The organism is Pseudomonas sp. AC242 (assembly GCF_979258655.1).
Map to the genome: position 1 here is coordinate 334,657 of NZ_OZ409873.1, position 22,489 is coordinate 357,145.

General features: G+C 59.0%; 19 protein-coding genes. 8 read left to right on the forward strand and 11 right to left on the reverse strand.

The window, feature by feature from the left end; all coding sequences use genetic code 11:
• The 6 genes from ACZZ0A_RS01430 to yaaA form a co-directional block, all read right to left on the reverse strand.
• The gene (locus tag ACZZ0A_RS01430) at positions 1-1,482 is read right to left on the reverse strand and encodes an alginate export family protein (RefSeq protein WP_463542427.1); all 1,482 of its coding nucleotides are present in this window, start codon (positions 1,480-1,482) and stop codon (positions 1-3) included.
• Positions 1,479-2,990 carry an alginate biosynthesis TPR repeat lipoprotein AlgK gene (algK, locus tag ACZZ0A_RS01435; RefSeq protein ID WP_463542428.1) on the reverse strand — a complete coding sequence of 504 codons (1,512 nt, stop codon included), beginning with the start codon at positions 2,988-2,990 and terminating at the stop codon, positions 1,479-1,481. Before algK ends, ACZZ0A_RS01430 begins: the two co-directional genes overlap by 4 nt.
• A 9-nt stretch (positions 2,991-2,999) precedes the next feature.
• Complete coding sequence (locus ACZZ0A_RS01440) at positions 3,000-4,169, reverse strand: alginate biosynthesis protein Alg44 (RefSeq protein WP_007914303.1); 1,170 nt, start codon at positions 4,167-4,169, stop codon at positions 3,000-3,002.
• A gap of 35 nt (positions 4,170-4,204) precedes the next feature.
• Positions 4,205-5,686: a mannuronan synthase gene (gene alg8, locus ACZZ0A_RS01445; RefSeq protein ID WP_007914304.1), complete on the reverse strand. Its 1,482-nt coding sequence runs from the start codon at positions 5,684-5,686 to the stop codon at positions 4,205-4,207.
• Between the two features lie 87 nt (positions 5,687-5,773).
• Positions 5,774-7,090, reverse strand: a complete 1,317-nt coding sequence (locus tag ACZZ0A_RS01450) for a nucleotide sugar dehydrogenase (protein WP_007914305.1) — start codon at positions 7,088-7,090, stop codon at positions 5,774-5,776.
• An 810-nt stretch (positions 7,091-7,900) separates the two neighbouring features.
• A complete protein-coding gene (gene yaaA / locus ACZZ0A_RS01455; protein WP_463542429.1) occupies positions 7,901-8,680 on the reverse strand; it encodes a peroxide stress protein YaaA in 780 nt (259 codons plus the stop codon).
• A 341-nt stretch (positions 8,681-9,021) separates the two neighbouring features.
• Here yaaA and ACZZ0A_RS01460 point away from each other — a divergent pair, with 341 nt between their 5' ends.
• The 6 genes from ACZZ0A_RS01460 to ACZZ0A_RS01485 all read left to right on the forward strand — a co-directional run bounded on the left by ACZZ0A_RS01460 (position 9,022) and on the right by ACZZ0A_RS01485 (position 14,305).
• Positions 9,022-10,146 (forward strand): polysaccharide deacetylase family protein, encoded by a 1,125-nt coding sequence (locus tag ACZZ0A_RS01460; RefSeq protein WP_095112623.1) that lies wholly within the window; start codon positions 9,022-9,024, stop codon positions 10,144-10,146.
• A gap of 337 nt (positions 10,147-10,483) precedes the next feature.
• Positions 10,484-11,878, forward strand: coding sequence for a PhoH family protein (locus ACZZ0A_RS01465; protein WP_007914309.1), 1,395 nt, complete (start codon positions 10,484-10,486; stop codon positions 11,876-11,878).
• Positions 11,879-12,106: 228 nt separating this feature from the next.
• Positions 12,107-12,580 carry a cyclic pyranopterin monophosphate synthase MoaC gene (moaC, locus tag ACZZ0A_RS01470; RefSeq protein WP_007914310.1) on the forward strand — a complete coding sequence of 158 codons (474 nt, stop codon included), beginning with the start codon at positions 12,107-12,109 and terminating at the stop codon, positions 12,578-12,580.
• Entirely contained in the window at positions 12,577-12,831 is a 255-nt protein-coding gene (locus ACZZ0A_RS01475) for a MoaD/ThiS family protein (protein WP_123375711.1), read from the forward strand. The genes moaC and ACZZ0A_RS01475 overlap by 4 nt, the downstream gene beginning before the upstream one ends.
• Positions 12,832-12,834: 3 nt before the next feature.
• Positions 12,835-13,287, forward strand: coding sequence for a molybdopterin synthase catalytic subunit MoaE (gene moaE, locus ACZZ0A_RS01480; protein WP_007914312.1), 453 nt, complete (start codon positions 12,835-12,837; stop codon positions 13,285-13,287).
• 241 nt (positions 13,288-13,528) lie between these two features.
• Complete coding sequence (locus ACZZ0A_RS01485; protein ID WP_463542430.1) at positions 13,529-14,305, forward strand: ABC transporter substrate-binding protein; 777 nt, start codon at positions 13,529-13,531, stop codon at positions 14,303-14,305.
• A 107-nt stretch (positions 14,306-14,412) separates the two neighbouring features.
• Here ACZZ0A_RS01485 and ACZZ0A_RS01490 read toward each other — a convergent pair whose 3' ends face one another.
• The 5 genes from ACZZ0A_RS01490 to ACZZ0A_RS01510 all read right to left on the reverse strand — a co-directional run bounded on the left by ACZZ0A_RS01490 (position 14,413) and on the right by ACZZ0A_RS01510 (position 19,733).
• Positions 14,413-15,039, reverse strand: a complete 627-nt coding sequence (locus ACZZ0A_RS01490) for a helix-turn-helix transcriptional regulator (RefSeq protein ID WP_007914317.1) — start codon at positions 15,037-15,039, stop codon at positions 14,413-14,415.
• Between the two features lie 93 nt (positions 15,040-15,132).
• Complete coding sequence (locus ACZZ0A_RS01495) at positions 15,133-16,260, reverse strand: NAD(P)/FAD-dependent oxidoreductase (protein WP_463542431.1); 1,128 nt, start codon at positions 16,258-16,260, stop codon at positions 15,133-15,135.
• 160 nt (positions 16,261-16,420) lie between these two features.
• Entirely contained in the window at positions 16,421-17,365 is a 945-nt protein-coding gene (locus ACZZ0A_RS01500) for an ornithine cyclodeaminase family protein (protein WP_463542432.1), read from the reverse strand.
• 135 nt (positions 17,366-17,500) lie between these two features.
• Positions 17,501-18,979 carry an ATP-dependent RNA helicase RhlB gene (gene rhlB / locus ACZZ0A_RS01505; protein ID WP_463542433.1) on the reverse strand — a complete coding sequence of 493 codons (1,479 nt, stop codon included), beginning with the start codon at positions 18,977-18,979 and terminating at the stop codon, positions 17,501-17,503.
• Positions 18,980-19,076: 97 nt separating this feature from the next.
• Complete coding sequence (locus ACZZ0A_RS01510) at positions 19,077-19,733, reverse strand: alpha/beta hydrolase (protein ID WP_007914327.1); 657 nt, start codon at positions 19,731-19,733, stop codon at positions 19,077-19,079.
• Between the two features lie 468 nt (positions 19,734-20,201).
• On the opposite strand from ACZZ0A_RS01510, the gene ACZZ0A_RS01515 reads away from it, so the two are divergent.
• Together ACZZ0A_RS01515 and ACZZ0A_RS01520 are read left to right on the forward strand one after the other, a co-directional pair.
• Positions 20,202-21,233, forward strand: coding sequence for an amino acid ABC transporter substrate-binding protein (locus ACZZ0A_RS01515; protein WP_007914328.1), 1,032 nt, complete (start codon positions 20,202-20,204; stop codon positions 21,231-21,233).
• A gap of 66 nt (positions 21,234-21,299) precedes the next feature.
• Positions 21,300-22,481 carry an amino acid ABC transporter permease gene (locus tag ACZZ0A_RS01520; RefSeq protein ID WP_007914329.1) on the forward strand — a complete coding sequence of 394 codons (1,182 nt, stop codon included), beginning with the start codon at positions 21,300-21,302 and terminating at the stop codon, positions 22,479-22,481.
• The last annotated feature ends 8 nt before the right edge of the window (positions 22,482-22,489 follow it).

Sequence of the window (22,489 nt, forward strand, 5' to 3'; positions counted from 1 at the left end):
TCAGAAGCGCCAGATCACGTCGATGAACGCGCGGTGCATGTACGAATCAACCTGCTTGCCGTAGGCATCGCCCGGTTTGAACACACCGCCACGGAAACGCACGAGGGCCGAAGGCTCGTCGATCGACTGGCTCAGCGCCGCCGGCAACAGGCCTTGCTTGAAGTACTTGGTGACGACCAGATCCATCTCCTGACCGAGATCCTTGTTGCCGTCTTCAAGCGGCAGCGAAGTACTGGAGAGGATCGCGCCGGTGGCGTCGTCGGTGTTGTTTTCCACCGCGTTGATGCCGTTGCTGCCCACTGGCTTGTTGCCGTCGACGCGCCAGAACTTGTGGTAGATCAGGCTGGCGTCGTACTCGTCGTTGACCATCCACGAACCGAACAGGGTCGCGGTCTGCATGTTGTTCATTTCGCCACGGAAGGCTTCACCGAAACGGTGAACCCGCGAGCGCGTACCGGTGTAGTTGGAGCGGTTGCTCTCCAGACCGGTCTGCTCGTAATCGGCACTGGCACGGGCGTAGGCACCGCCGACTTGCCATTGCGGATCAAGGCGCAAGCGCACACCGATGTCGGTGGCCCAGCCGTTGACGTCTTCGCTGCGCTTGGCTTGTGCCGGGCGCGAACCATCGGCGTTGAGGGCGTTGACCGAGTCGCGGTCGCCGCTCATGCCGGTGATGCTGCCCCAGTAGTTGACGGTGTTGGTGTTGCGCCAGTTGTAGGCGTCGCTGTCGGCGGTCAGGCCGATCCAGCTGATGTCGCCGTTCTCGGTTTTATCCAGCGAGTCGCGCGGCACGCCCGGCTCGGCGTAATCGAGTTTGCCGTCGTCGTGGGTGTGATGACCGCGAATGCCGACCCAGTTGCCCGGGGTCCACTGATAGGCTGCATCGGCGTAAGCGTGCAGGCGATCCTTGTCTTTCGGCGCCAGCTCTTTGAGGTCGGTGCGGTATTCGCTGAAGCGTTCGGCGACACCGGCGTTGGCGCGCAACAGGGTGGTGTCGAAGGTCCAGTTCAGCGCTTCGATATTGGTGTCGCGCCATTGGCCGTCGTCATTGCGCAAACGTTGACGACCGAACTTGAGCATCTCGCCCGGGTACGGGGTGAGGCCGCTGTAACCGACCCAGAACTCGCGCATCGCCAGGTAGTTTTTCTTGGTTTTGCGATCACTGTTGTCGGTGGCTTGTTCACCGTCGGATTGTTGCAGGGTGTCGGTTTCGATGATGTCGGTCGAGGTCACGGCCTGGCCCATGGCGTAGGCGCTCCACGCGCCGCTTTCGCCGTAGATCCATGGACGCAGGTCGAGGCCGACGCCGTTGACGTCGCCGCCACCGGCGGTGCCGAGGTCACGGTCGTCTTCGGACTGGCCGGTGACTTTCACTTCGAGGCCGAAGTTCTTGGTTTCAGTCATCGCGGCCAGTGTCGGGCAAGACCAGATCAGCGCGAACGAAAGGCCAATGCCGGCCTTCACGAATGGATTCAGCTTCATAATTTTTCCTCGCCGTCTTCTTCTTGCAGGGCGTGCAGTTGCAGCGTGTTCGGGTTCAGAGCGCCACGGCTGGCTTGCTCCTGTTGCAGCAGACGTTGGGCTTCGGCCAGACGCTCGGGCGGCAGTTGCGCGGCGAGGGTGGTCGCCAGCTCATCGGCTTGCGGAGTGTTTTGCGCCTTGGCCAATTGGCTGAACACGTAGGCGTTGAGCGGGTCGGGCTTGGTGCCCTTGCCTTGGGAGAACAGTTGGGCGATGGCGAAGTCGGCGCTGTTCTGGCCGTTGCGCGCAGCCGTCAGCAAGTGGTCGAGAGCCTTCTGTGGGTAGACCTTGCCGAGGTAGCCACGGCGATAGATCTGGCCGAGGTAGTAGTCGGCGGCGACTTCACGGCCGACGGCTTTCTGGAAATGTTCTTCGGCGACTTTCGCGTCGGCCGGGACCAGCTTGCCTTCGTAGTAGAGCTTGCCCAGCAACAGTTCGGCGCGCGGTTGGTCGGCGGCACGGCCGTTGTCGAGGTACTTCATCATCTGATCGACGTCACCCAGTTCCGGGTAGTCGTAGAGCAATTGCGCGAGGGTGACCCACGACGCCGGGTAGCCCGGAGCGATCGGCTCAAGCAACGCCTGCGCGGTTTTCTCGTCAGTCTTGCCCAGGGTCGAATCGGCCAAGACACGGGCTACGGAGTCGACGCGCTGCGCGGTGACGGTGCCACGGCTGTAACCGGCCTGCAGCTGCTTGATCAACTCGGCTTGCTGTTCTGGCTGGGCACGTTTCTGATAGACCGTGGCCAGTTCGACGTAGCAGATGTCGGTGGTGTTGAGCGCGGCTTTGCAGATTTTTTCCACGTCATCCAGGTGCTGGTCGTAGGTGCCTTGGGTGCGATACAGCAGCACCTGCGCCAGACCCGCTTCCGGATAACCGGATTTGCGCCACTGATCGATCTGCTGCTGCGCGTTGATGTTAGGGAAGCTGTGCGGGTATTGCAGATACAGCATCGCCAGCGGGATCAACGTGTTGCCTTCGCCATTGGCAGCGGCTTTTTTCAGCAGGCTTTCGGCTTCGTGGTGCTCGGCTTCAGTGGAACCCGGTTTGGCCACCAGCAAGCGACCAAGACGCGCCTGAGCACGCGGCGAAACACTGGCAGCGGCGCGGTAAGTCGCTTCGGCCTGTTTCATTTGCTCAGGGTCGCGGCTGTCGACCTGGATATCGGCGAGGCCGACTTGCGCTTCGCTGTAACCCAGATCAGCCAGTTGCTGGTAGTTCTGCGCGGCGGTGGCGGTGTCGCCACGCTTGAGCGCTTCGTTGGCCAGACGCTGATCGGGCAGGCCGGCGCAACCGGCGAGACTGACTGCCAATGCCAGCGAGCACACCACTAGTCCCATGTGGGAGCCAGCCTGCTGGCGATGCAGGCAACGCGGTGTTCCAGCTGTACCGCGCTGATCCAATCGCTGGCAAGCCAGCTCCCACAGGGATCGCGGTGTTTTCAGGATGGGTGGAGTAGTCACAGGCATGTCCTCGACTTAAAGACCGGCAGCCATGGCTTTGTCGATCAGCCAGTTCAGGTTCGGGCCACGGTCGCTGTTCACTTCCACCGGGCGGCCGGCGAGGCTGCTGTCGAGCGGCTCGTCAGGCTGGATCTGTACGCGGATATCGGAAGACAGGTCGGCGCTTTTCAGGCTGGTGCTGCTGACGATCTTGCCGGTGCGGGTCTTGTCTTCGCCGGCAATCTGGAAGCTCACCGGGGTGCCTGGACGCACGTCGCCGAACTGGCGATAGGAGAAGCGTGCATCGACGGTGGCCTGGGTATTGCGCGGCACCAGTTGGAAGATCACATCGCCCTTGCTCGCGTATTGACCGTCGGCGACCAGTTGCTGGGCCACGGTGCAATCGCACGGCGAAGTCAGGGTGCCGGTCATTTGCTTGCCGAACAGTTCTTCAACCTTGGCCGGCGACAGTTGATCTTCTTCCAGATGGCCCTTGAGCACATCGAGCATGCTGGTGCTGAAGGTCGCCAGTGGCGCGCCTTTGGCCGCGACGCCGTCGGACTTGACCAGGCTCTGCACGGTGCCGTCACGCGGCATGGTGATGTTCATCCCCGGCACGCTGACCAGACCGGCCTGCGCGTGGCTGACGAAGTACATGCCGTACACCGATTTGAAAATGAAACCCGCCGCGACCAGACCGACCGCGAAGATACCGGCGCTGAATGTCACCGCTTTCAGGCGACCGAACGGGGTCATGCCGGAGCCGCCGTCCTTGACCTTGCGCGCCTTGGTGAAGTTGTCGCGCTGCAGGGTCGCCAGCACTTCACCGATGCTGACGATGTCGCCGGCCAGGTGCGAAGTGATCAAGTGGCGCAGGGTGGAAATGTCCTGCGGCTCCAGATTCTGGAACTGGCAGCCGGCGCGGCCGGTCTGGCGATCGAAGGAACGTACTTGCAGTTCAACGTCCATGGCGATGCCGAGGTTGTCGATGACGAATTGCAGACGCGCCTTGTACACCTGGCCAATGGTCAGCGGCAGCTGCCCGGCGTTGAATGCCAGACCACCGGCAGACAGGTCGATGACCCGCGCTTCGACCGGCGTCCGGTCGGGACCGAAGAAGCGCAGTTTGGCCGGGATTTTCACGCGGGCGTGTTGGCGCTGGGCTTCGGATTCATGCACTACGTTGGCGTTGACGGCGGTATTCATAGGGGCGATTTCCTTGTTAATTCAATAGGGGCGGGTCAGACCATCATCAGCAGCACGGCGACAAAAATGCTGCCGGCGGAGAAGGTCATGGTCCGAGACGACCAGGTGTTGAACCAACGTTGAAAGCTGGCGAGATCACGGGTCAGGGATGTCGGTTGGCGAGTCCAGGATTGTTGGTCGAGGCGGAAGAACACGTAGATCTTCACCAGCGCACCGACGATCTGGTTGTAATACAGAATCGCTGGGTAAGCCGGGCCGATGCGGTGACCGGAACACGACAACAGCAACGTCAGGATCAGGCGGGTGATGCCGATCCACAGCAGGTAAACGAGGATGAACGCGGTGCCGTATTTGAAGCTGGCGATGAGCGCCACGGTCAGGCCGAGCAAGGAGGTCCACATCGACACGCGTTGGTCGAACAGCACCACCGAGGTGAACGCGCCGAGACGTTTCACACCCAGGCCCAGCGCTCGCGAGTTCTGCCGCAGGTTGTTGCCGTACCAGCGGAACATCAGTTTGCGGCTGGCCTTGATGAAGCTCTTTTCCGGCGGGTGTTCAACGGTGTTGATCGCTGCGTCAGGCACGTAGAAAGTGTCGTAACCGAGGCGCATCAGGCTGAACCAGCTCGACTTGTCGTCGCCGGTCAAAAACTTGAAACGGCCCAGACGCCAGTGTTGCAGCGAGTCGCTTTCAACGTCGGCGATGAATTCCGGGTTGGTCACCACAGTGGCGCGGAACACCGACATACGACCGGTCATGGTCAGCACGCGTTTGGACAGGGCCATCGAGCACATGTTGATGTGGCGCTGGGCGAAACGCAGCTTGTGCCATTCGCTCATGATGTAGCCGCCGCGCACTTCGCAGAATTCGTTGGTGGTCAGGCCGCCGACGTTGCCGAACAGCTGGAACCACGGCACGGTCTTGCGCACGGTGCCTTCGCCGAGCACGGTGTCGCCGTCGATCACGGCTACCACGGCGCGGTCGTCCGGCAGGTGACGGGAGATCGCGCGGAAACCATAGGCCAGGCCATCACGTTTGCCGGTGCCGGGAATGCGCACGAAGTCGAGCTTGACGCGGTCGGGCGGATTCATCCGTGCCCACAGCGCCTTGACCAGCAGCTCATCGGACATTTCGACGATCGAGCAGACCACGGTGGTCGGCAGTTCGCAGTCGATGGCTTCGCGGATCACCGAGCTGTAGACCTGCGCAGTGGTGAGCGCGTCGATCCGGAAACTGGTGACCATCAGGAACACATGCGACGGGTCCGCCGCCTTACCCAGCTTGCGCACTTTGCGGCGCAGGTGTGGGTAGACGATGTAGAGAAAAATCATGCCGCGCACAAAGTGCGTTGCACCCATCGAGTAGCGCCAGATACCCACGGCGCCAATCAGGAAAATGAAGTCCTTCGACTCGGAGTCGAATGTGGACGTGGGCAGCATCAAGGCCAGGCCCATCAGCAGACTGAGATAAAAAAGCCAGCCGGCTGATTGCAGAAAAAAATGTTTGAGCTTGCTCATCAGCGTCATCCGAAGGTAAGGGAGGCTTCAAGCTGCAAGCTCCGAGCTGCAAGTCCTGCAGCTCGAAGCTTGTCGCTTAGGTCTGCATTACCAGCAGATACCCTCGGTGCGCGTACCGGCGTCGGTGGCTTTGGCCATGAAGCCGACCAGGTCGATGACCTGTTTGCCGTGCGGCGCTTGCTGGGCCAACGGGCGGAACTTCTCGTCGCGGTTACCAAGGATGATCACGTCGGAGTTGTCGATCACCGAATCGAAGTCCGCGTTGAGCAGGGACGAAACGTGCGGGATCTTCGACTCGATGTAGTCCTTGTTCGCGCCGTGAACTCGGGCGTACTCGACGTTGCTGTCGTAGATGCTCAGGTCATAACCCTTGCCGATCAGCATCTCGGCCAATTCCACCAGCGGGCTTTCGCGCAGATCGTCGGTGCCGGCCTTGAAGCTCAGGCCGAGCAGGGCGACTTTGCGTTTGTCGTGGCTTTCAACGATGTCGAAGGCGTTCTGCACTTGCGATTCGTTGCTGCGCATCAGCGAGTTGAGCAGCGGCGCTTCGACGTCCAAGGAACCGGCGCGGTAGGTCAGGGCGCGCACGTCTTTTGGCAGGCACGAACCGCCGAAGGCGAAGCCTGGGCGCATGTAGTACTGGGACAGGTTGAGGGTCTTGTCCTGGCAGACCACTTCCATCACTTCACGGCCATCGACGCCGACCGCTTTGGCGATGTTGCCGATCTCGTTGGCGAAGGTCACTTTGGTTGCGTGCCAGACGTTGCAGGTGTACTTGATCATCTCGGCGACGGCGATGTCCTTGCGGATGATCGGTGCGTCGAGTTCTTCGTACAGCGATTGCAGAACGTCGCCCGAGGCCTTGTCGAACTCGCCGATGACGGTCATCGGTGGCAGGTCGTAGTCGGCGATCGCGGTGGATTCACGCAGGAACTCAGGGTTGACCGCAACGCCGAAGTCGACGCCGGCTTTCTTGCCCGAGCAGTCTTCGAGAATCGGGATCACCACGTTGGCAACAGTGCCCGGCAGTACGGTGCTGCGCACGACGATGGTGTGGCGAGTGGTTTTTTCACGCAGGACAAAACCGATCTCGCGGCATACCGCTTCGATGTAGTTCAGTTCGAGGTCGCCGTTCTTCTTGCTCGGCGTACCGACGCAGATCATCGACAGGTCGGTGTCGCGAATCGCCTCGGCGAAGTTGGTCGTGCCACGCAGACGACCGGTCTGGATACCCTGTTGCAGAAGTTCGCCCAGGCCCGGTTCAACAATCGGCGATTTGCCGGCATTGATCATGTCGATCTTGTCTTTGGCAACATCGACGCCAACTACGTCATGGCCCCGTGCAGACAGGCAACCGGCACATACTGCGCCAACGTAACCCAAACCAAATATGCTGATGCGCATCGCAATTACCTCTGTATATATCAGGCCTTAGAGGGCCGGAGTTAATGGTGTTCAGCGTTCATTAGTGCACTCGAAAGTGCGGCATACAGGCGCCACAATGCCGTGTGCAGGCATACTAAGTTTCGAGTGTCTAAATAAGTGCACTCAAGATGTGCGTAACCAGGCCTTGTTGTTATGACGTGCCCTGTTATGCATCCGATCTTCTTTGGAGAAGACTCTTGTGCAATCGTCTTGCGCGCTCGATGTCGGGATGAAAGTCCCGTAAATCAAGCGGTTGGGTGCTCAGGCGAGCACGTTTATAAGGGCGCGGCCATGGCCTTTGTAGGGGATATTAATGGTGCGTATCTCCTGTCCATCGTCTGTTTTGAGACTAGTTAGTCATCTAGGAAAGTTGCTGTGACAACTTGGTTACATGGCCATCTGCTCCGCGTAAGTTATCTCGTACAAACTCGGCGAGAATCGTTACCGGTGGTATGAGCTATGCATTCGGACGAAGTTCCTGTCCGCTCATCGCGAAATCTGAAATTTCTTGAAATATTGTCAGAGATGGCACTAGTCTCAATTTGATAGCACTTTCGTTTTCGACCTTTAATAACAGGCGAAAAATCACGTTAGATAGTTTTGTGCCACTACAGTGAAAAAATTTAGGTGCCACTACTGAAAAAAATGATCAGTGTCGAGTGAAACTAATCTTAGAAAAGACAGGGAGGTTTTTCTGACGCCAGTAAAATGGCGAAATGTGGCGAGGGTTTTTTGACATCGTGCGAGCTGCACGACTCTTGATATTAAGAGTCGTGCATTAGGCATGCCTTATTCGGGGGCGTGGTCGCGCAGAAATACCAGATTGTCCGGTTTCGAATGCTCGGCGCTGTAGCGATAACCCTGCACATCGAACTGCTTGAGCATGGCAGGATCGTTGATCTTTTCCTGGATCACAAAACGGCTCATCAGGCCCCGCGCTTTCTTCGCGTAGAAGCTGATGATCTTGTACTGGCCGTTCTTCTGGTCCTTGAACTCGGTGTTGATGATTCGCGCGTTCAGGGCCGTGCGTTTGACCGCCGAGAAGTACTCGTTGGACGCCAGGTTGAGCAGCACATCGTCGCCCTGATCGACCAGCGCTTCGTTCAGCCATTCGCTGATGCGCGTGCCCCAGAAAGCGTACAAGTCCTTGCCCCGGGCGTTGGCCAGTTTGGTGCCCATTTCCAGGCGATACGGTTGCATCAGGTCGAGCGGGCGCAGCAAGCCATAGAGGCCGGAGAGCATGCGCAGGTGTTTTTGCGCGTAATCGAAATCGGCTTCGCTGAAGGACTGTGCGTCGAGACCGGTGTAGACGTCACCCTTGAAGGCGAGCAGCGCCTGTTTGGCGTTGTCCGGAGTGAACGCGGGTGTCCAGCTGCCGAAACGCGCGGCATTGAGCCCGCCGATCTTGTCGGACACATGCATCAGCTCGCTGATTTGTGCAGGCGTCAGGTCGCGCAGTTGCTGGATCAGTTCCTGCGAGTGGTCAAGGTATTGCGGCTGGGTGAAGCGCTGGGTCGCCGGCGGTGTTTCGTAATCGAGGGTCTTGGCGGGGGAAATCACCATCAGCATGAAGTCGTCTCCTTTAATCGTGGGGGCGATTCTAGGGGGTTGTCCGAGTTGACTCCAGCTATGGGGGCAATAGGTGTGGGGAAGCTTGGGCATTTGCGACGGCTGGTGGATGTTTCCCTCACCCCAGCCCTCTCCCAGAGGGAGAGGGAGCCGATCTCACTGATTTCAAAATTTGAGTGCGATTCGATAGTTCAGATTGGCGGATATCGAAAGCGATACTCGGTCAGCTCCCTCTCCCCCGGGCGGTCCGACGTTTCGGGAGGGCTGGGGTGAGGGCGGCGTCCTTCAGCCTTGCACATCAGCTATAGTGCCGCGCGGGTTTTGTTATGGAGACATCCCTTTTGCGCATTGTTCTTTTATTCACCGCGTGGCTGTTGAGCGTCGGTGCCGTCGCGGCGCCGGGCGATGTGGCGACGCTGGATCGCAGTACCTGGCCAGAACAGCTCAGCAACCCGACGCTGTTTGACGTGGCCTCACGGGCGGAAATCCTCATGTTCGCCCGTGTCCTGCTGGGCACTGAGTCGATGGACGAGGCTGCTCTGGGTCCGCGTCTGGGCTTGCGCACGGTCAACATCGATGCGGTCAATATTCTGCGTCAACGCCTCTGGCAGCGTCTGCTGGCCAACTACAACTACGCCCAGCAAAGCTGTGATCAGGACGCCTCGTTCTGTTTCCTTGTCGAAGACCTGCCGACGCTGCGCGAGCAAGCCGCCAAGTTCGTGGTCAGCGACGACAGTTATTACACCAAGTGGGCCGAACCGAGCCGGATCTTCCATGTGCAATATCTCGACGAGTTGCTGCGCAAGGCCGCTCTGTCCCCACAGACCAGCAACGAATTCGATCGTTTCGGTGACTACGAGCGCAACGGCGACGAGATGCACGACCGCCTGTTTCTGCTGACGTTCGACAGCGCCGCCAACCTGCAACCGGACAACACCGGTTGGCTCACCGAATACCTGCGCAAGGCAAACCTGAGCGGCACATTCTTTGTGTTGGGCAAGGATATTCAGGCGCGGTTGGCTGATCGCTCGGTCAGCAGCCTGCAAGCAGAGTTCTCGAAACAGTGCGTCGGCGTTCAAGGCTGGGAGTTCCGCTCCCACAGCCACTGGCAGGACTGGCAGGATTCGGTGCGGCGTAGCGCTGATCTGGTGAAGAACAAGTTGCCGGAAAACTACGTGCCGCTGTTCCGTCCGCCGGAAGGGCAGCGCCGCAGCGATGCGCAAGGTTTCTTCAACACCCAGGGCCTGCAAGTGGCGCTGTGGGACATCGATGCCCAGGACGGCGCGGGCAAACTCAAGGGCGCGCCGAGTGCGCAGCGGGTGCTGACCCTGATGCTGTTGTGGCGCCACGGGGTAATCAATTTCAACATGAAACAAGACGCGGTGAAGACCTCGTTGCCGTGGCTGATCACGCAAACCGCGCAAAGCGGCATCGGTTGGGAGGACTGTCAGGACGCGTTTCGCTGAGAAACGGCAAAAGCCCGGAAACATTGGGCTTGGGGCGATTTTTTACGGAATTTCGGTGCAGGCGGACTTCCGACTTTAGCGGGCTATGGACAGTCCGCCAAGGGCTTTTCGTCACTCTGCAAAATAAACTTAAAAAAACCGTCAAAGTACTTTTTTATGTCATCGGTTTTGGAGTATTACGAAGACAGACCGCCGAAACCTGCAACACAGGTGGCGTCTTCCAAGACCCGTTTGTTTGCAGTCACTTGAATCTCCGCAGGTGAGATTTCGGCAGTCACTTCGAGGCGCAGCACCGCTCAGGTATTGCGTCTACTGGCTCTGACAAAGGTGACCGAGTATGGATGATCACGGACGTAGCCCTTCCTCCAACCAGCCAATCCTTTATGTACTCGATACCAACGTATTGATTCACGATCCAAACGCCCTGCTGAATTTCGAAGAACACCACGTCGCGATCCCGATGACCGTGCTTGAAGAGCTGGACAAGCTCAAGAGCGGGCATCACAGCGTGGCCGCTGAATGCCGTCAGGCCATCCGGCTGATCGACAAGACCCTGGGCGATGCGTCCCCGGAAGACGTCGAACTGGGTGTGCCGATCCAGCGCGGCAAGGGCGGGCCGAAGGGCTTGCTGTCGATTCTGATGAGCAAACAGGCCGAATCGAATCTGATTCTGCCGGAGCATCTGAACGACAACAAAATCATCAACCAACTGATCGACCTGCACACCCGCGACCCGAAAAAACCGGTGGTGCTGGTCACCAAAGACATCAACATGCGCCTCAAGGCGCGCGCCTGTGGCATCGATGCCGAGGATTACAGCACCGACCAACTGGTCGATGATGTGTCCCTGCTGCCCAACGGCTACCACAACATGACCGGCTCCTTCTGGGACCGCGTGAGCAAGGTCGACACCCGTCAGGATCACGGCCGCACCTGGCATCAAGTGCAACTGATCGACAACCTGCCGGCAGTGCATATCAACGAGTTCATCATTGACGAACAGGGCTTTGTCGGCTGGATCAAGGAGATCGATGAGGCCAAGCTGCTGATCCTCGACCTGCATCAGGAGCCGCTGCTGCATCAAGAGGCCTGGGGGCTCAAGCCTCGCGACATTTATCAGAGTCTGGCGCTGTACGCGTTGCTGGATCCGGACATTCATCTGGTCAATCTATCGGGGGCCGCAGGCTCCGGTAAAACCATTCTGGCGCTGGCCGCGGCGATCGAGCAGACCATGGTCAGCAAGCGTTATCGCCGCATCATTGCCACCCGCAGCGTGCAGGGTCTGGACCAGGAAATCGGCTTCCTGCCCGGCACCGAAGCGGAAAAAATGGAGCCTTGGCTGGGCGCCATCACCGACAACCTCGAAGCCTTGCACATGGATGACGAAAACACCCATGGCAGCGTCGATTACATCCTCAGCAAAGTGCCGTTGCAGTTCAAATCGCTCAACTACATTCGCGGTCGCAGCTTCCAGCAGAGCCTGATCCTGATCGACGAATGCCAGAACCTCACGCCGCACCAGATGAAAACCATCATCACCCGTGCCGGCGCCGGTTCCAAAGTGGTGTGCCTGGGCAACCTCGCACAGATCGACACCCCTTACCTGTCCGCGACCAGCTCCGGGCTGACCTACCTGACTGAACGCTTCAAGGATTTCCCCAACGGTGTGCACATCACCCTGCAAGGGGTGCCTCGCTCGATTCTGGCTGAATACGCCGAATCGCATTTGTAACCCTTCACCCAAAACCGGGCGGCCCCAAAAGCCGTCCGGTTTTTTATGCCCCTGCACAAATCCCAATGTAGGAGCTGCCGAAGGCTGCGATCTTTTGATCTTGTTTTTAAAAATCAAAGTCAAAAGATCGCAGCCTTCGGCAGCTCCTACACGATGAACACCATATTCGTGCGTGCGGAAATTTGACCCGCAGGTTTACAATCGTCGCTCCTGATCAGGAGTAATCCCGTGCTGACTCATCTCGATTCCCAAGGTCGCGCCAACATGGTCGACGTCACCGAAAAAGCCGTGACGTTCCGTGAAGCGACGGCCCAAGCGCTGGTGCGCATGCTCCCCGCAACGCTGCAGATGATCGTCAGCGGCGGCCACCCAAAGGGTGACGTGTTCGCCGTGGCGCGCATTGCCGGCATTCAAGCGGCGAAGAAAACCAGTGATCTGATTCCCCTCTGCCACCCGCTGATGCTGACGGGTGTCAAAGTCGAACTCAGCGCTGATGGCGAAGACACCGTGCGTATCGTCGCCCGCTGCAAACTGTCCGGGCAGACCGGCGTCGAGATGGAAGCGCTGACCGCCGCCAGTGTCGCCGCCCTGACCATCTACGACATGTGCAAAGCCGTCGATCGTGGCATGACCATCGAAAGCGTGCGCTTGCTGGAGAAGGTCGGCGGCAAGAGCGGCCACTTTCAAGCGGAGCAGCCATGAACCTGACCGTGAAGTTTTTTGCCCGTTACCGTGAAGCGCTGGGTGTGGACTCGCTGAAGGTTGAGGGTGATTTTGCTACCGTCGATGACGTGCGAGCACATGTTCTTCAAATGCAGGCGCAACGTGATGGCGCTGAGGTGCTGAGCGAACAAAACCTGATGTGTGCACGCAACGAAGACCTCTGCCAACTTGACGAGCCAGTGATCGATGGCGACGAAGTTGCGTTTTTCCCTACCGTGACCGGAGGCTGAACCATGGCGATTCGCGTGCAGGCCACGCCGTTCGATCCGGGCGCTGAAGTCAACGCGATGCACGCGGCCAATGTCGGCGTCGGCGCAGTGGTGAGTTTTGTCGGCTACGTGCGCGACTTCAACGATGGCCTGGATGTAGCGGGAATGTTCCTCGAGCACTATCCGGGCATGACCGAAAAAGCCCTCGGCAAGATCGCCAGCGAAGCCGAGCAGCGCTGGCCGCTGTTGAAGCTGGAAGTGCTGCATCGCATCGGTGCACTGGAACCGGGCGAACCGATCGTGTTTGTCGGCGCTGCCAGTGCCCATCGCCAGGCCGCCTTCGATGCTTGTGCCTTCGTCATGGACTACCTGAAAACCCGTGCACCGTTCTGGAAGAAAGAAAACACCAGCGACGGCCCGCGATGGGTTGAAGGGCGGGACAGTGATCATGCAGCGGCGGATCGCTGGAAAAAGTAAGTCTTGTAGCGCCTTCAAATAAGCTATCGCGAGCAGGCTCACTCCTACAGTTGGAATGCGTTCCCCCTGTAGGAGTGAGCCTGCTCGCGATGACGTCATCTGCAACACCAAAAACCTCTGTCTTTGCCTGATTGACTGCCTATACATATAAGTCCAATATGGATTTATAAGTACAAAAAAGTGTCTCCCTCCGTTTCAGCTCTTTCTTGCCAAACCAACAACAACCCGCGAGAGAACGAACATGAAGAAACTCCCCCTCATCACCGGTCTGGCCTTCAGCCTGTTGGCCTCCGCCAGCGTGTTCGCCGCCGAGCAAACCCTGCGTATCGGCATCGAAGCCGCTTACCCGCCATTCGCCTCGAAAACCGATAAAGGTGAAATAGTCGGTTTCGACTACGACATCGGCAACGCTCTTTGCGCGCAGATGAAGGTCAAGTGCGTGTGGGTCGAAGGTGAGTTTGACGGCCTGATTCCTTCGCTGAAAGTGAAGAAAATCGACATGGCGCTGTCCTCGATGACCATCAACGAAGACCGCAAGAAGTCGGTGGATTTCAGCCACAAGTACTACTTCACCTCGTCGCGGCTGGTGATGAAAGAAGGCGCCAGCGTTGACGATCAATACGCCAGCCTGAAGGGCAAGAATGTCGGCGTGCAGCGCGCGACCACCACTGATCGTTATGCCACCGAGGTGTTCGAGCCGAAGGGCATCAACGTCAAGCGCTACAGCAACAACGAAGAGATTTACATGGATCTGGCGGCGGGGCGGCTGGATGCGATTTTTGCTGACACCATTCCACTCAATGACTTCCTGTCGATGCCGCGTGGCAAGGGTTATGCGTTTGTCGGGCCTGAGTTGAAGGATCCGAAGTACGTGGGCGAGGGTGCGGGGATTGCGGTGCGCAAGGGCAATGCTGAGCTGGTTAGCCAGTTGAATGGTGCGATTGATGGCATTCGTGCGAGTGGCGAGTACCAGAAAATTTCCGAGAAGTACTTCAAGTCCGACATCTACGGCGACTGATAGTCCGCTATCGCTGGCAAGCCAGCTCCCACAAGGATTTGCGGCGTACACAAAACCTGTGGGAGCTGGCTTGCCAGCGATGGCGTCAGAGAAATCACCGCAAATCTCTAGCCTTTCAATTCCTTCAAATGCTTGTACACCGTCGCCCGCCCCATGTTCAGCACATTGGCCACATAGTTCGAGGCACTCTTGCCCTTGAACGCTCCCTCGGCGTGTAGCGCCAGCACCAGTTCACGTTTGTGATCGCGAGTCAGCACATTCAGGCTCAGTTGCCGCTCGCGCAGCCAAGCGTGGAGGAAGGTGTTGATGCGTTCCTGCCAGTCATCGCGAAACAGTGAATCCGGTTGCGGGATCAGTTTGCTCGGTGAGAGGAACAGGTCCAGCGCTGCCTTGGCATTCTCGAACAGCGAAATATTCAGATTGATGCACAGTACCGCCAGCGGCAGGCCTTCGCTGTCGCGCAGGACGCTGCTCAGGCTACGGATCTTCTGGCCATCCCAATTGAGCTTTTCGTACGGGCCGATATTGCGGTCGCTGACATCCTCGCTGAGCATGTCTTCCAGTGACGAGTCGTCGCCGATCTCGCGTTTGGACAGGTTGTTGGCGATGTAATCGACCTTCTGAGTGCGCAGGTCGTGCAGCACCACTTCGGCGTGCGGAAAGAACAGCGTGGCGATGGCATCGGCGATGGCGCGGAAGTTATCCAGCGCCGGGTCGAACTCAGGGGCGGTCATGACAGTGGAACTCCAGGCAGCGTCAACGCCCCCGTGATCAGGAGGCGCTGCGAGTGTGCCGCAATCCGTTGGGCGCGTCATCCGGATGGACGATCAGGCGAGGCGGGCAGGGGAGAGCATGGCGCTGCTCAGGCCGAACTGCAGCAAGTGCTCGGGCAGCGGCTGACCACGCACCAACGCCGCGCTGGCCTGGCCCATCGCCGGCGAAGTCTGGATGCCGTAGCCACCTTGCGCGGCGACCCAGAACAAACCTGGCACCTGCGGATCGAAACCGCTGAGCAGATTACCGTCGGCAACGAAACTGCGCAGCCCGGCCCAGGTGCGGGTCGGGCGGCGGATGGTCAGCGTCGTGGCTTCTTCGATCTGGTAGATGCCCATGGCGATGTCCAGTTCTTCCGGCTGCACATCGTGAGGTTCGACCGGGTCGGCGTTGGCCGGCGAGCCGAGGAACATGCCGGCGTCGGGCTTCATATAGAAGGATTCATCGAGGCTGACCAGCATCGGCCAGTGATGAATGTCGACGCCTTCGGGGCCGGCGAAAATAAACGCGGCGCGGCGTTTTGGTTGCAGGCCCAGGGGCTTGGCGCCGGCCAAAACGCCGATTTTGTCGGCCCAGGCGCCAGCGGCGTTGATGATCATCGGTGCGCTGAAAGTCTGGCCGTTGGTTTGCACGTGCCAGAGGCCGTCGGCGTCGCGGCTCAGGCCGAGTACTTCGCAATCGGTATGCACTTCACCGTTATTGCGACGGATGCCGCGCAGGTAGCCCTGATGCAGGGCGTCGGTGTCGATGTCGCTGGCGCTCGGATCGTAGATCGCGCCGTGGACTTTTTCCCGACGCAGGATCGGTAGCCGCGCGCAGGCTTCGTCGGCGCTGAGCAGTTGCATCTCCGGCACCGTGGCTTTGGCGCTGAGGTATTGGTTATTGAGTTCGGCGGCGTCACCGCTGAAGTCGACGGTCATTTCGCCGCGCGGGGTCAGCAATGGGTGTTCGCAGAAACCGCTTGGCGGATTGTCGAAGAACGCCCGGCTGGCCTGCGTCAGTGCACGCACTTGCGGTGTGCCGTACGCGGCAGTGAACAGCGCGGCGGAGCGCCCGGTGGAGTGATAGGCCGGGTGGGATTCGCGTTCGAGCACGATCACTTTGCCGTGCGGCGACAGCCAGAAACCGCTGGAAGCGCCGGCAATTCCGCCGCCGATGATGATGAAATCTGCCCGGCTCATGAAAAACTCCAAAACTATCGGGGTTCTCTGGGGATCTGTCATTGGCAACTCCCCAATCGGAATGCGATCCCTGTAGGAGCTGCCGAAGGCTGCGATCTTTTGATCTGGTTTTTTAAGATCAAGATCAAAAGATCGCAGCCTTCGGCAGCTCCTACAGTGGTCAGTTGTTCAGGTGGTAAATCGCATTGGCGAGGGCGATGTCTTCCAGGCCCAAGCCGATTGAGCGGAAAAACACGTGGCGGTCGTAATCCGGGCGCTGCACTTTTTCGCTGAGCAGATCGGCGAGGTCGCCGACAATCGAATCCTTGCTCCAGCCATGCTGTTCGCTGGCAATCAACATCTCGCCCGCCGAACCCGGCGTGGTCAGACGATAGTCGCAGAACACCTGCATGTCGTTGAGGCTCTGCGGTGGAACTTCGTGGGCGCGTGGGGCGTTGGTGCTGATCGAAGTGATCAGTGCCGGCTTGCTCAATGCGGCAGGATCGATCACCGGTCCGGCGGACGAGGTGCAGAGCATGATCACATCGGCCTCGGCAAGGGCGGCTTCGCGGTTGTCGGCAATGTTCAGATCGGCAACGATGGCTTTCAACCGTGCCTGAGTATCAGTGTCTTCGAGCAGGGACGGTGAATGCACGCTGATGCTCTGCCAGTCACGCAGCGATTTCACATAGTGCAGATGCGCCTGCGCAACCTTGCCACTGCCGATGATTGCCAGTCGTGTGGCATTCAGCGGTGCGAGGGCGTCGACTGCCACTGCGGTAGTCGCTGCAGTGCGCGCGGTGGTCAGTTCACCGGCATCACACAACAGCAACGGCTGCCCGGTTTTCATCGACATCAACAATGTCCACGCGGTTACCAGCGCACCTTGCTCACGAACGATGTACGGCGAGGTCTTCACGCCGTAAACCCCGTCCTCGGCCAACACGCCCAGATAGTTGATGAAGTCGCCGGCACCCTGCGGGAACTCCACCAGTTGCTGCGCCGGTTGCACGGCGTGTCCGGCAGCGAGATCGCGGAACAGCTTGCGCAGGATCTGCGGCACATCAATGCGCACCAGAAGCTCGCGGACCTGATGCTGGTCGATCACGTAGGGCGTACTGGACATGTCAGGCTCCGGAGTCTGTATCTAAACTAATTTGTCCATTATGGACATTTAGTTTTCTCTCGCAAGCACCTGATCAAATACCGGGCGAAAAAAAAGCGCAGTCCGTTGCCGGCTGCGCTTTTTTATTCGTATCGCTTACTGCGGACGCTTGCGCTCTACCGCACGCAACAGATGCGTGGGTGGCGTTTCACAGCTGATCTTGCGACCGAGCTTCTCTTCGATGGACGGCAACTGATAGGAGTCGTCTTCACCGGCGAAGCTGATCGACACGCCATCGGCGCCAGCACGACCGGTCCGGCCAATGCGGTGCACGTAGTCGTCCGGGACTTCCGGCAGGGTGAAGTTGATCACGTGGCTGATGCCGTCGATGTGAATGCCGCGACCGGCCACATCGGTGGCGACGAGCACGCGAATCTTGCCTTCGCGGAAACCTTCGAGGGTCTTGATGCGTTTGTGTTGCGGCACATCGCCGGACAACTGCGCAGCATTCACACCGTCGCGCACCAGACGCTCTTCGATACGGCGCACTTCGTCCTTGCGGTTGGCGAAGACCATCACCCGCTCCCAGCCATTATCGTTGACCAGGTTGTAGAGCAATTTGTACTTGTCGGCACCGGCCACGGCGTAGATGTGTTGCTCGACGTTTTCGCTGGCGACGTTGGTGACTTCGATTTCGACGATGGACGGATCGGTCGTCCATTGCTTGGCCAGGTTCATCACGTCTTCGGTGAAGGTCGCGGAGAACAGCAGGGTCTGGCGCTCGGACTTCGGCGGGGTCTGGCGAATGATCTGGCGTACTTGCGGGATGAAACCCATGTCGAGCATGCGGTCGGCTTCGTCCAGCACCATCACTTCGACCATGTCCAGGTGCACGTCGCCGCGCTGGTTGAAGTCGAGCAGGCGGCCTGGGGTCGCCACGAGAATGTCGCAGTGACGCGCTTCGAGGTGCTTGAGCTGTTTGTCGAAGTCCATGCCGCCAACGAACGTCATGACGTTGAGACCGGTGTACTTGGTCAGGTCAGCGGCGTCCTTGGCGATCTGCACCACCAGCTCACGGGTCGGCGCGATGATCAGCGCACGGGGTTCGCCCATGTAGCGTTCTTTCGGCGGCGGCGTTTGCAGCAGTTGGGTGATGATCGAGATCAGGAACGCGGCGGTCTTGCCGGTACCGGTCTGCGCGCGACCAATGGCGTCTTTGCCGGCGAGGGTGAAACCCAGCACCTGCGCCTGGATCGGCGTGCAGTACGGGAAGCCCAGATCCTGAATGGCATGCATCAGTTCTGGTGAAAGATTGAAATCGTGGAAGCGGGTTTTGCCTTCCTGTGGCTCGACAACGAAATCTTCGAGTTTCCACGGAATGACCGGGGCCTTGGGCTTTGGTTCGCGACGCGCTCTGGCCGGTTTCGGCTCTTCACTGCGCGCAGGCTCGGCGGCGATTGGCGCGGCCGGAGCGGGTTTCGTGTCTTGCTTCGGTGCTGCTACGGCAGCGGGGCGGTCGGCCTGGGGCGCATCGTTGCGATGACCGGGGGCGTGCGACGGCGCACTGGGAACTGGCGCGAGCTGCTCAGCCTCGCTTTTACCGAACATTTTCTTGAGTGCTTCGAGCACGGTCATCTCATCAATTGGTTAAGGAATGTACGCCGGCCAGTGTAATGCAAGAAACGGGCGCGGCGTAGTAGGAGGGATCAAAGGGTGATTTTAATCTCGACGCTTAGCGCAGGCGTTCGCTCAACCAGACGCCGATGTCGCGAATTTCCTCGGGTAACACTTCGTGCTCCATTGGGTATTCCTGCCATGTCACGGTGACACCATGCTTCACCAAATGCTCGTAGGCGCTGCGTCCCATCGAGTTCTGTACCACGCCGTCGAACTGACCGTGCAGGCATATCGCGGGAATCCGCTGCTGACTGGCTGAAAGCTGCATGTCATCGCTGAACGTCGGTGCATAGGTCGACAGAGCAAGTACGCCACCGAGTGCGCCTTGCCATTTCACAAAAGCGGTGTGCAAAACGACAGCGCCGCCCTGGGAAAAACCGGCAAGGAAAATCCGCGAGGCGTCTATTCCGCTGGCGCGCTGGTTTTCGATCAATTCGATGATGCGATCCGCCGACGCTTCCAGCTCATCACGGTCGATCGCTCGCGCCGGGCTCATGGCTTTAATGTCGTACCAGCTGGGCATGGCATATCCGCCATTTATGGTCACTGGACGCGTCGGCGCCTGCGGCAGCACGAAGCGTGTGCTCAGCAGGCTTTCCTGCAACGCTTCCGCTACCGGCAAGAAGTCGTAGCGGTCGGCGCCGAGGCCGTGCAGCCAGATCACGCAGGCGTCTGCGGGCTTAACAGGCTGAAGAATCAAGGGCTCGGTCATGTCTGCTCCAAATATGTGCGGGCGCTCTCAATAAGTGCGTGATTCGAGTGCGCGCCCGGTTGATCCGTTAAGAAGATGTCGCAAGGTTACAAGTTTTGCTATTGACCTGTCGCCGAATCGATTCCGTGACAGGTGTGGTACGGGCTTTGCTATGGAAGGTTCTGTACGAAGCATCCTACGCGTGGCGGTAACACTATCAGTGTACGACCCGCGACGGGATGGCAAAGAATCCGGTGATGGATGTTCGCCAATGGCCGCTACGGGCGCAGCGAACGTGAAAGGGCTACAGCCCGTTCGGCCGATTGGTGAGAAGTGAGTTGTCCATGATGTGGATTTTCTCCTACTAGACTCATAGCGAAGGTCTTACGTCGGTTGACCCCAAAAAAAGCCAACACGGGTCAACAACGCCTCAAAAGGGTGCGACTGGACTCAAGCTCCGACACAACAAGAGCAAAACTGGAGGTTTGAATGAAGATGTTGAAATCCACCCTGGCCATCGTGACTGCAGCAACAGTACTCGGTGTCAGCGGGTTCGCTCAGGCGGGTGCAACCCTGGATGCAGTGCAGAAGAAAGGTTTCGTGCAGTGTGGCGTGAGCGACGGTCTGCCGGGCTTCTCGGTACCGGACGCGACCGGCAAGATCCTCGGGATCGACGCTGACGTCTGCCGCGCTGTGGCCGCTGCCGTATTCGGCGACGCGACCAAGGTCAAATTCAGTCAGTTGAACGCCAAGGAGCGCTTCACCGCGCTGCAATCGGGCGAGATCGACATCCTGTCGCGCAACACCACCATGACCAGTTCGCGTGACGCGGGCATGGGCCTGAAATTCCCGGGCTTCATTACCTACTACGACGGCATCGGCTTCCTGGTGAACAACAAGCTGGGCGTGAAAAGTGCCAAAGAGCTGGACGGTGCAACCATCTGCATCCAGGCCGGTACCACCACCGAGCTGAACGTTTCCGACTACTTCCGCGGCAACGGTCTGAAATACACCCCGATCACTTTCGACACCTCCGATGAAAGCGCCAAATCGCTGGAATCCGGTCGTTGCGACGTGCTGACCTCCGACAAGTCCCAACTGTTCGCCCAGCGCTCCAAGCTGGCATCGCCGAAGGACTACGTGGTTCTGCCGGAAACCATTTCCAAAGAACCACTGGGCCCGGTCGTACGTAATGGCGACGACGAGTGGCTGGCCATCGTCCGTTGGGTTGGCTACGCGCTGCTCAACACCGAAGAAGCCGGCATCACTTCGAAGAACGTCGAAGCTGAAGCCAAATCGACCAAGAACCCGGACGTCGCCCGTATGCTCGGCGCTGACGGCGAATACGGCAAAGACCTGAAACTGCCGAAAGACTGGGTTGTGCAGATCGTCAAACAAGTCGGCAACTACGGCGAGATCTTCGAGAAAAACCTCGGCAAGAGCACTCCGCTGGAAATCGACCGCGGCTTGAACGCCCTGTGGAACAACGGCGGCATTCAGTACGCACCACCAGTGCGCTAATGGTTCTATCACCCGGCGGGCCAACCGCCGGGTGATGTTCTTGTTCCATTTTTTCCGGGGCACTTCATGCAAAATTCAATCGGCGCACCAAAGCAGAGGCTCAGCCTCAGCGATCCACGAGTGCGTGCGTGGCTATTCCAGATCATCACCGTTGTGGCGGTGGTCTCGCTGGGCTGGTACTTGTTCGACAACACGCAAACCAACCTTCAGCACCGGGGCATTACCTCCGGTTTCGGCTTTCTGGAGCGCAGTGCCGGATTCGGCATCGCTCAACACCTGATCGACTACACCGAAGCGGACAGCTATGCCCGCGTCTTTGTCATCGGTCTTCTCAATACCCTGTTGGTGACTGTAATCGGCGTGGTTCTGGCGACGATCCTCGGGTTCATCATCGGTGTGGCGCGGCTGTCGCAGAACTGGATCATCAGCAAACTGGCGACCGTGTATGTGGAAGTGTTCCGCAACATTCCGCCGCTGCTGCAAATCCTGTTCTGGTACTTCGCGGTGTTCCTGACCATGCCGGGGCCGCGCAACAGCCATAACTTCGGCGACACCTTCTTCGTCAGCAGCCGTGGCCTGAACATGCCGGCCGCACTGGCGGCTGATGGTTTCTGGGCGTTCGTGATCAGCATTGTGGTGGCCATTGTCGGCATAGTGCTGATGACCCGCTGGGCCAACAAACGCTTTGAAGAAACCGGCGTGCCGTTTCACAAGTTCTGGGTCGGTCTGGCGATTCTGCTGGTGATCCCGACCTTGTGCGCACTGATCTTCGGCGCTCCGCTGCATTGGGAAATGCCCGAGCTTAAAGGCTTCAACTTTGTTGGCGGCTGGGTGCTGATCCCGGAACTGCTCGCGTTGACCCTGGCCTTGACCGTGTACACCGCGGCGTTCATCGCCGAGATCGTGCGTTCCGGGATCAAGTCGGTCAGCCACGGCCAGACCGAAGCCGCGCGTTCCCTCGGCCTGCGCAACGGCCCGACCCTGCGCAAAGTGATCATTCCGCAAGCTCTGCGCGTGATCATTCCGCCGCTGACCAGCCAATACCTCAACCTGGCGAAGAACTCCTCGCTGGCAGCCGGTATCGGTTACCCGGAAATGGTGTCGCTGTTCGCCGGCACGGTGCTTAACCAGACCGGTCAGGCGATCGAGGTGATTGCCATCACCATGAGCGTGTACCTAGCGATCAGTATCAGCATTTCCCTGCTGATGAACTGGTACAACAAGCGCATTGCGCTGATCGAGCGGTAAGGAAAAGC

Coding starts and splice junctions, on each gene's coding strand:
- alg8 (WP_007914304.1), bottom strand. CDS start 5,686: ATGAGCAAGCTCAAACATTTTTTTCTGCAATCAGCCGGCTGGCTTTTT.
- ACZZ0A_RS01500 (WP_463542432.1), bottom strand. CDS start 17,365: ATGTCCAGTACGCCCTACGTGATCGACCAGCATCAGGTCCGCGAGCTT.
- ACZZ0A_RS01495 (WP_463542431.1), bottom strand. CDS start 16,260: ATGAGCCGGGCAGATTTCATCATCATCGGCGGCGGAATTGCCGGCGCT.
- algK (WP_463542428.1), bottom strand. CDS start 2,990: ATGCCTGTGACTACTCCACCCATCCTGAAAACACCGCGATCCCTGTGG.
- moaE (WP_007914312.1), top strand. CDS start 12,835: ATGGCGATTCGCGTGCAGGCCACGCCGTTCGATCCGGGCGCTGAAGTC.
- ACZZ0A_RS01450 (WP_007914305.1), bottom strand. CDS start 7,090: ATGCGCATCAGCATATTTGGTTTGGGTTACGTTGGCGCAGTATGTGCC.
- ACZZ0A_RS01475 (WP_123375711.1), top strand. CDS start 12,577: ATGAACCTGACCGTGAAGTTTTTTGCCCGTTACCGTGAAGCGCTGGGT.
- ACZZ0A_RS01515 (WP_007914328.1), top strand. CDS start 20,202: ATGAAGATGTTGAAATCCACCCTGGCCATCGTGACTGCAGCAACAGTA.
- rhlB (WP_463542433.1), bottom strand. CDS start 18,979: ATGACCGTGCTCGAAGCACTCAAGAAAATGTTCGGTAAAAGCGAGGCT.
- ACZZ0A_RS01520 (WP_007914329.1), top strand. CDS start 21,300: ATGCAAAATTCAATCGGCGCACCAAAGCAGAGGCTCAGCCTCAGCGAT.
- ACZZ0A_RS01440 (WP_007914303.1), bottom strand. CDS start 4,169: ATGAATACCGCCGTCAACGCCAACGTAGTGCATGAATCCGAAGCCCAG.
- yaaA (WP_463542429.1), bottom strand. CDS start 8,680: ATGCTGATGGTGATTTCCCCCGCCAAGACCCTCGATTACGAAACACCG.
- ACZZ0A_RS01485 (WP_463542430.1), top strand. CDS start 13,529: ATGAAGAAACTCCCCCTCATCACCGGTCTGGCCTTCAGCCTGTTGGCC.
- ACZZ0A_RS01490 (WP_007914317.1), bottom strand. CDS start 15,039: ATGACCGCCCCTGAGTTCGACCCGGCGCTGGATAACTTCCGCGCCATC.
- ACZZ0A_RS01510 (WP_007914327.1), bottom strand. CDS start 19,733: ATGACCGAGCCCTTGATTCTTCAGCCTGTTAAGCCCGCAGACGCCTGC.
- ACZZ0A_RS01465 (WP_007914309.1), top strand. CDS start 10,484: ATGGATGATCACGGACGTAGCCCTTCCTCCAACCAGCCAATCCTTTAT.
- ACZZ0A_RS01430 (WP_463542427.1), bottom strand. CDS start 1,482: ATGAAGCTGAATCCATTCGTGAAGGCCGGCATTGGCCTTTCGTTCGCG.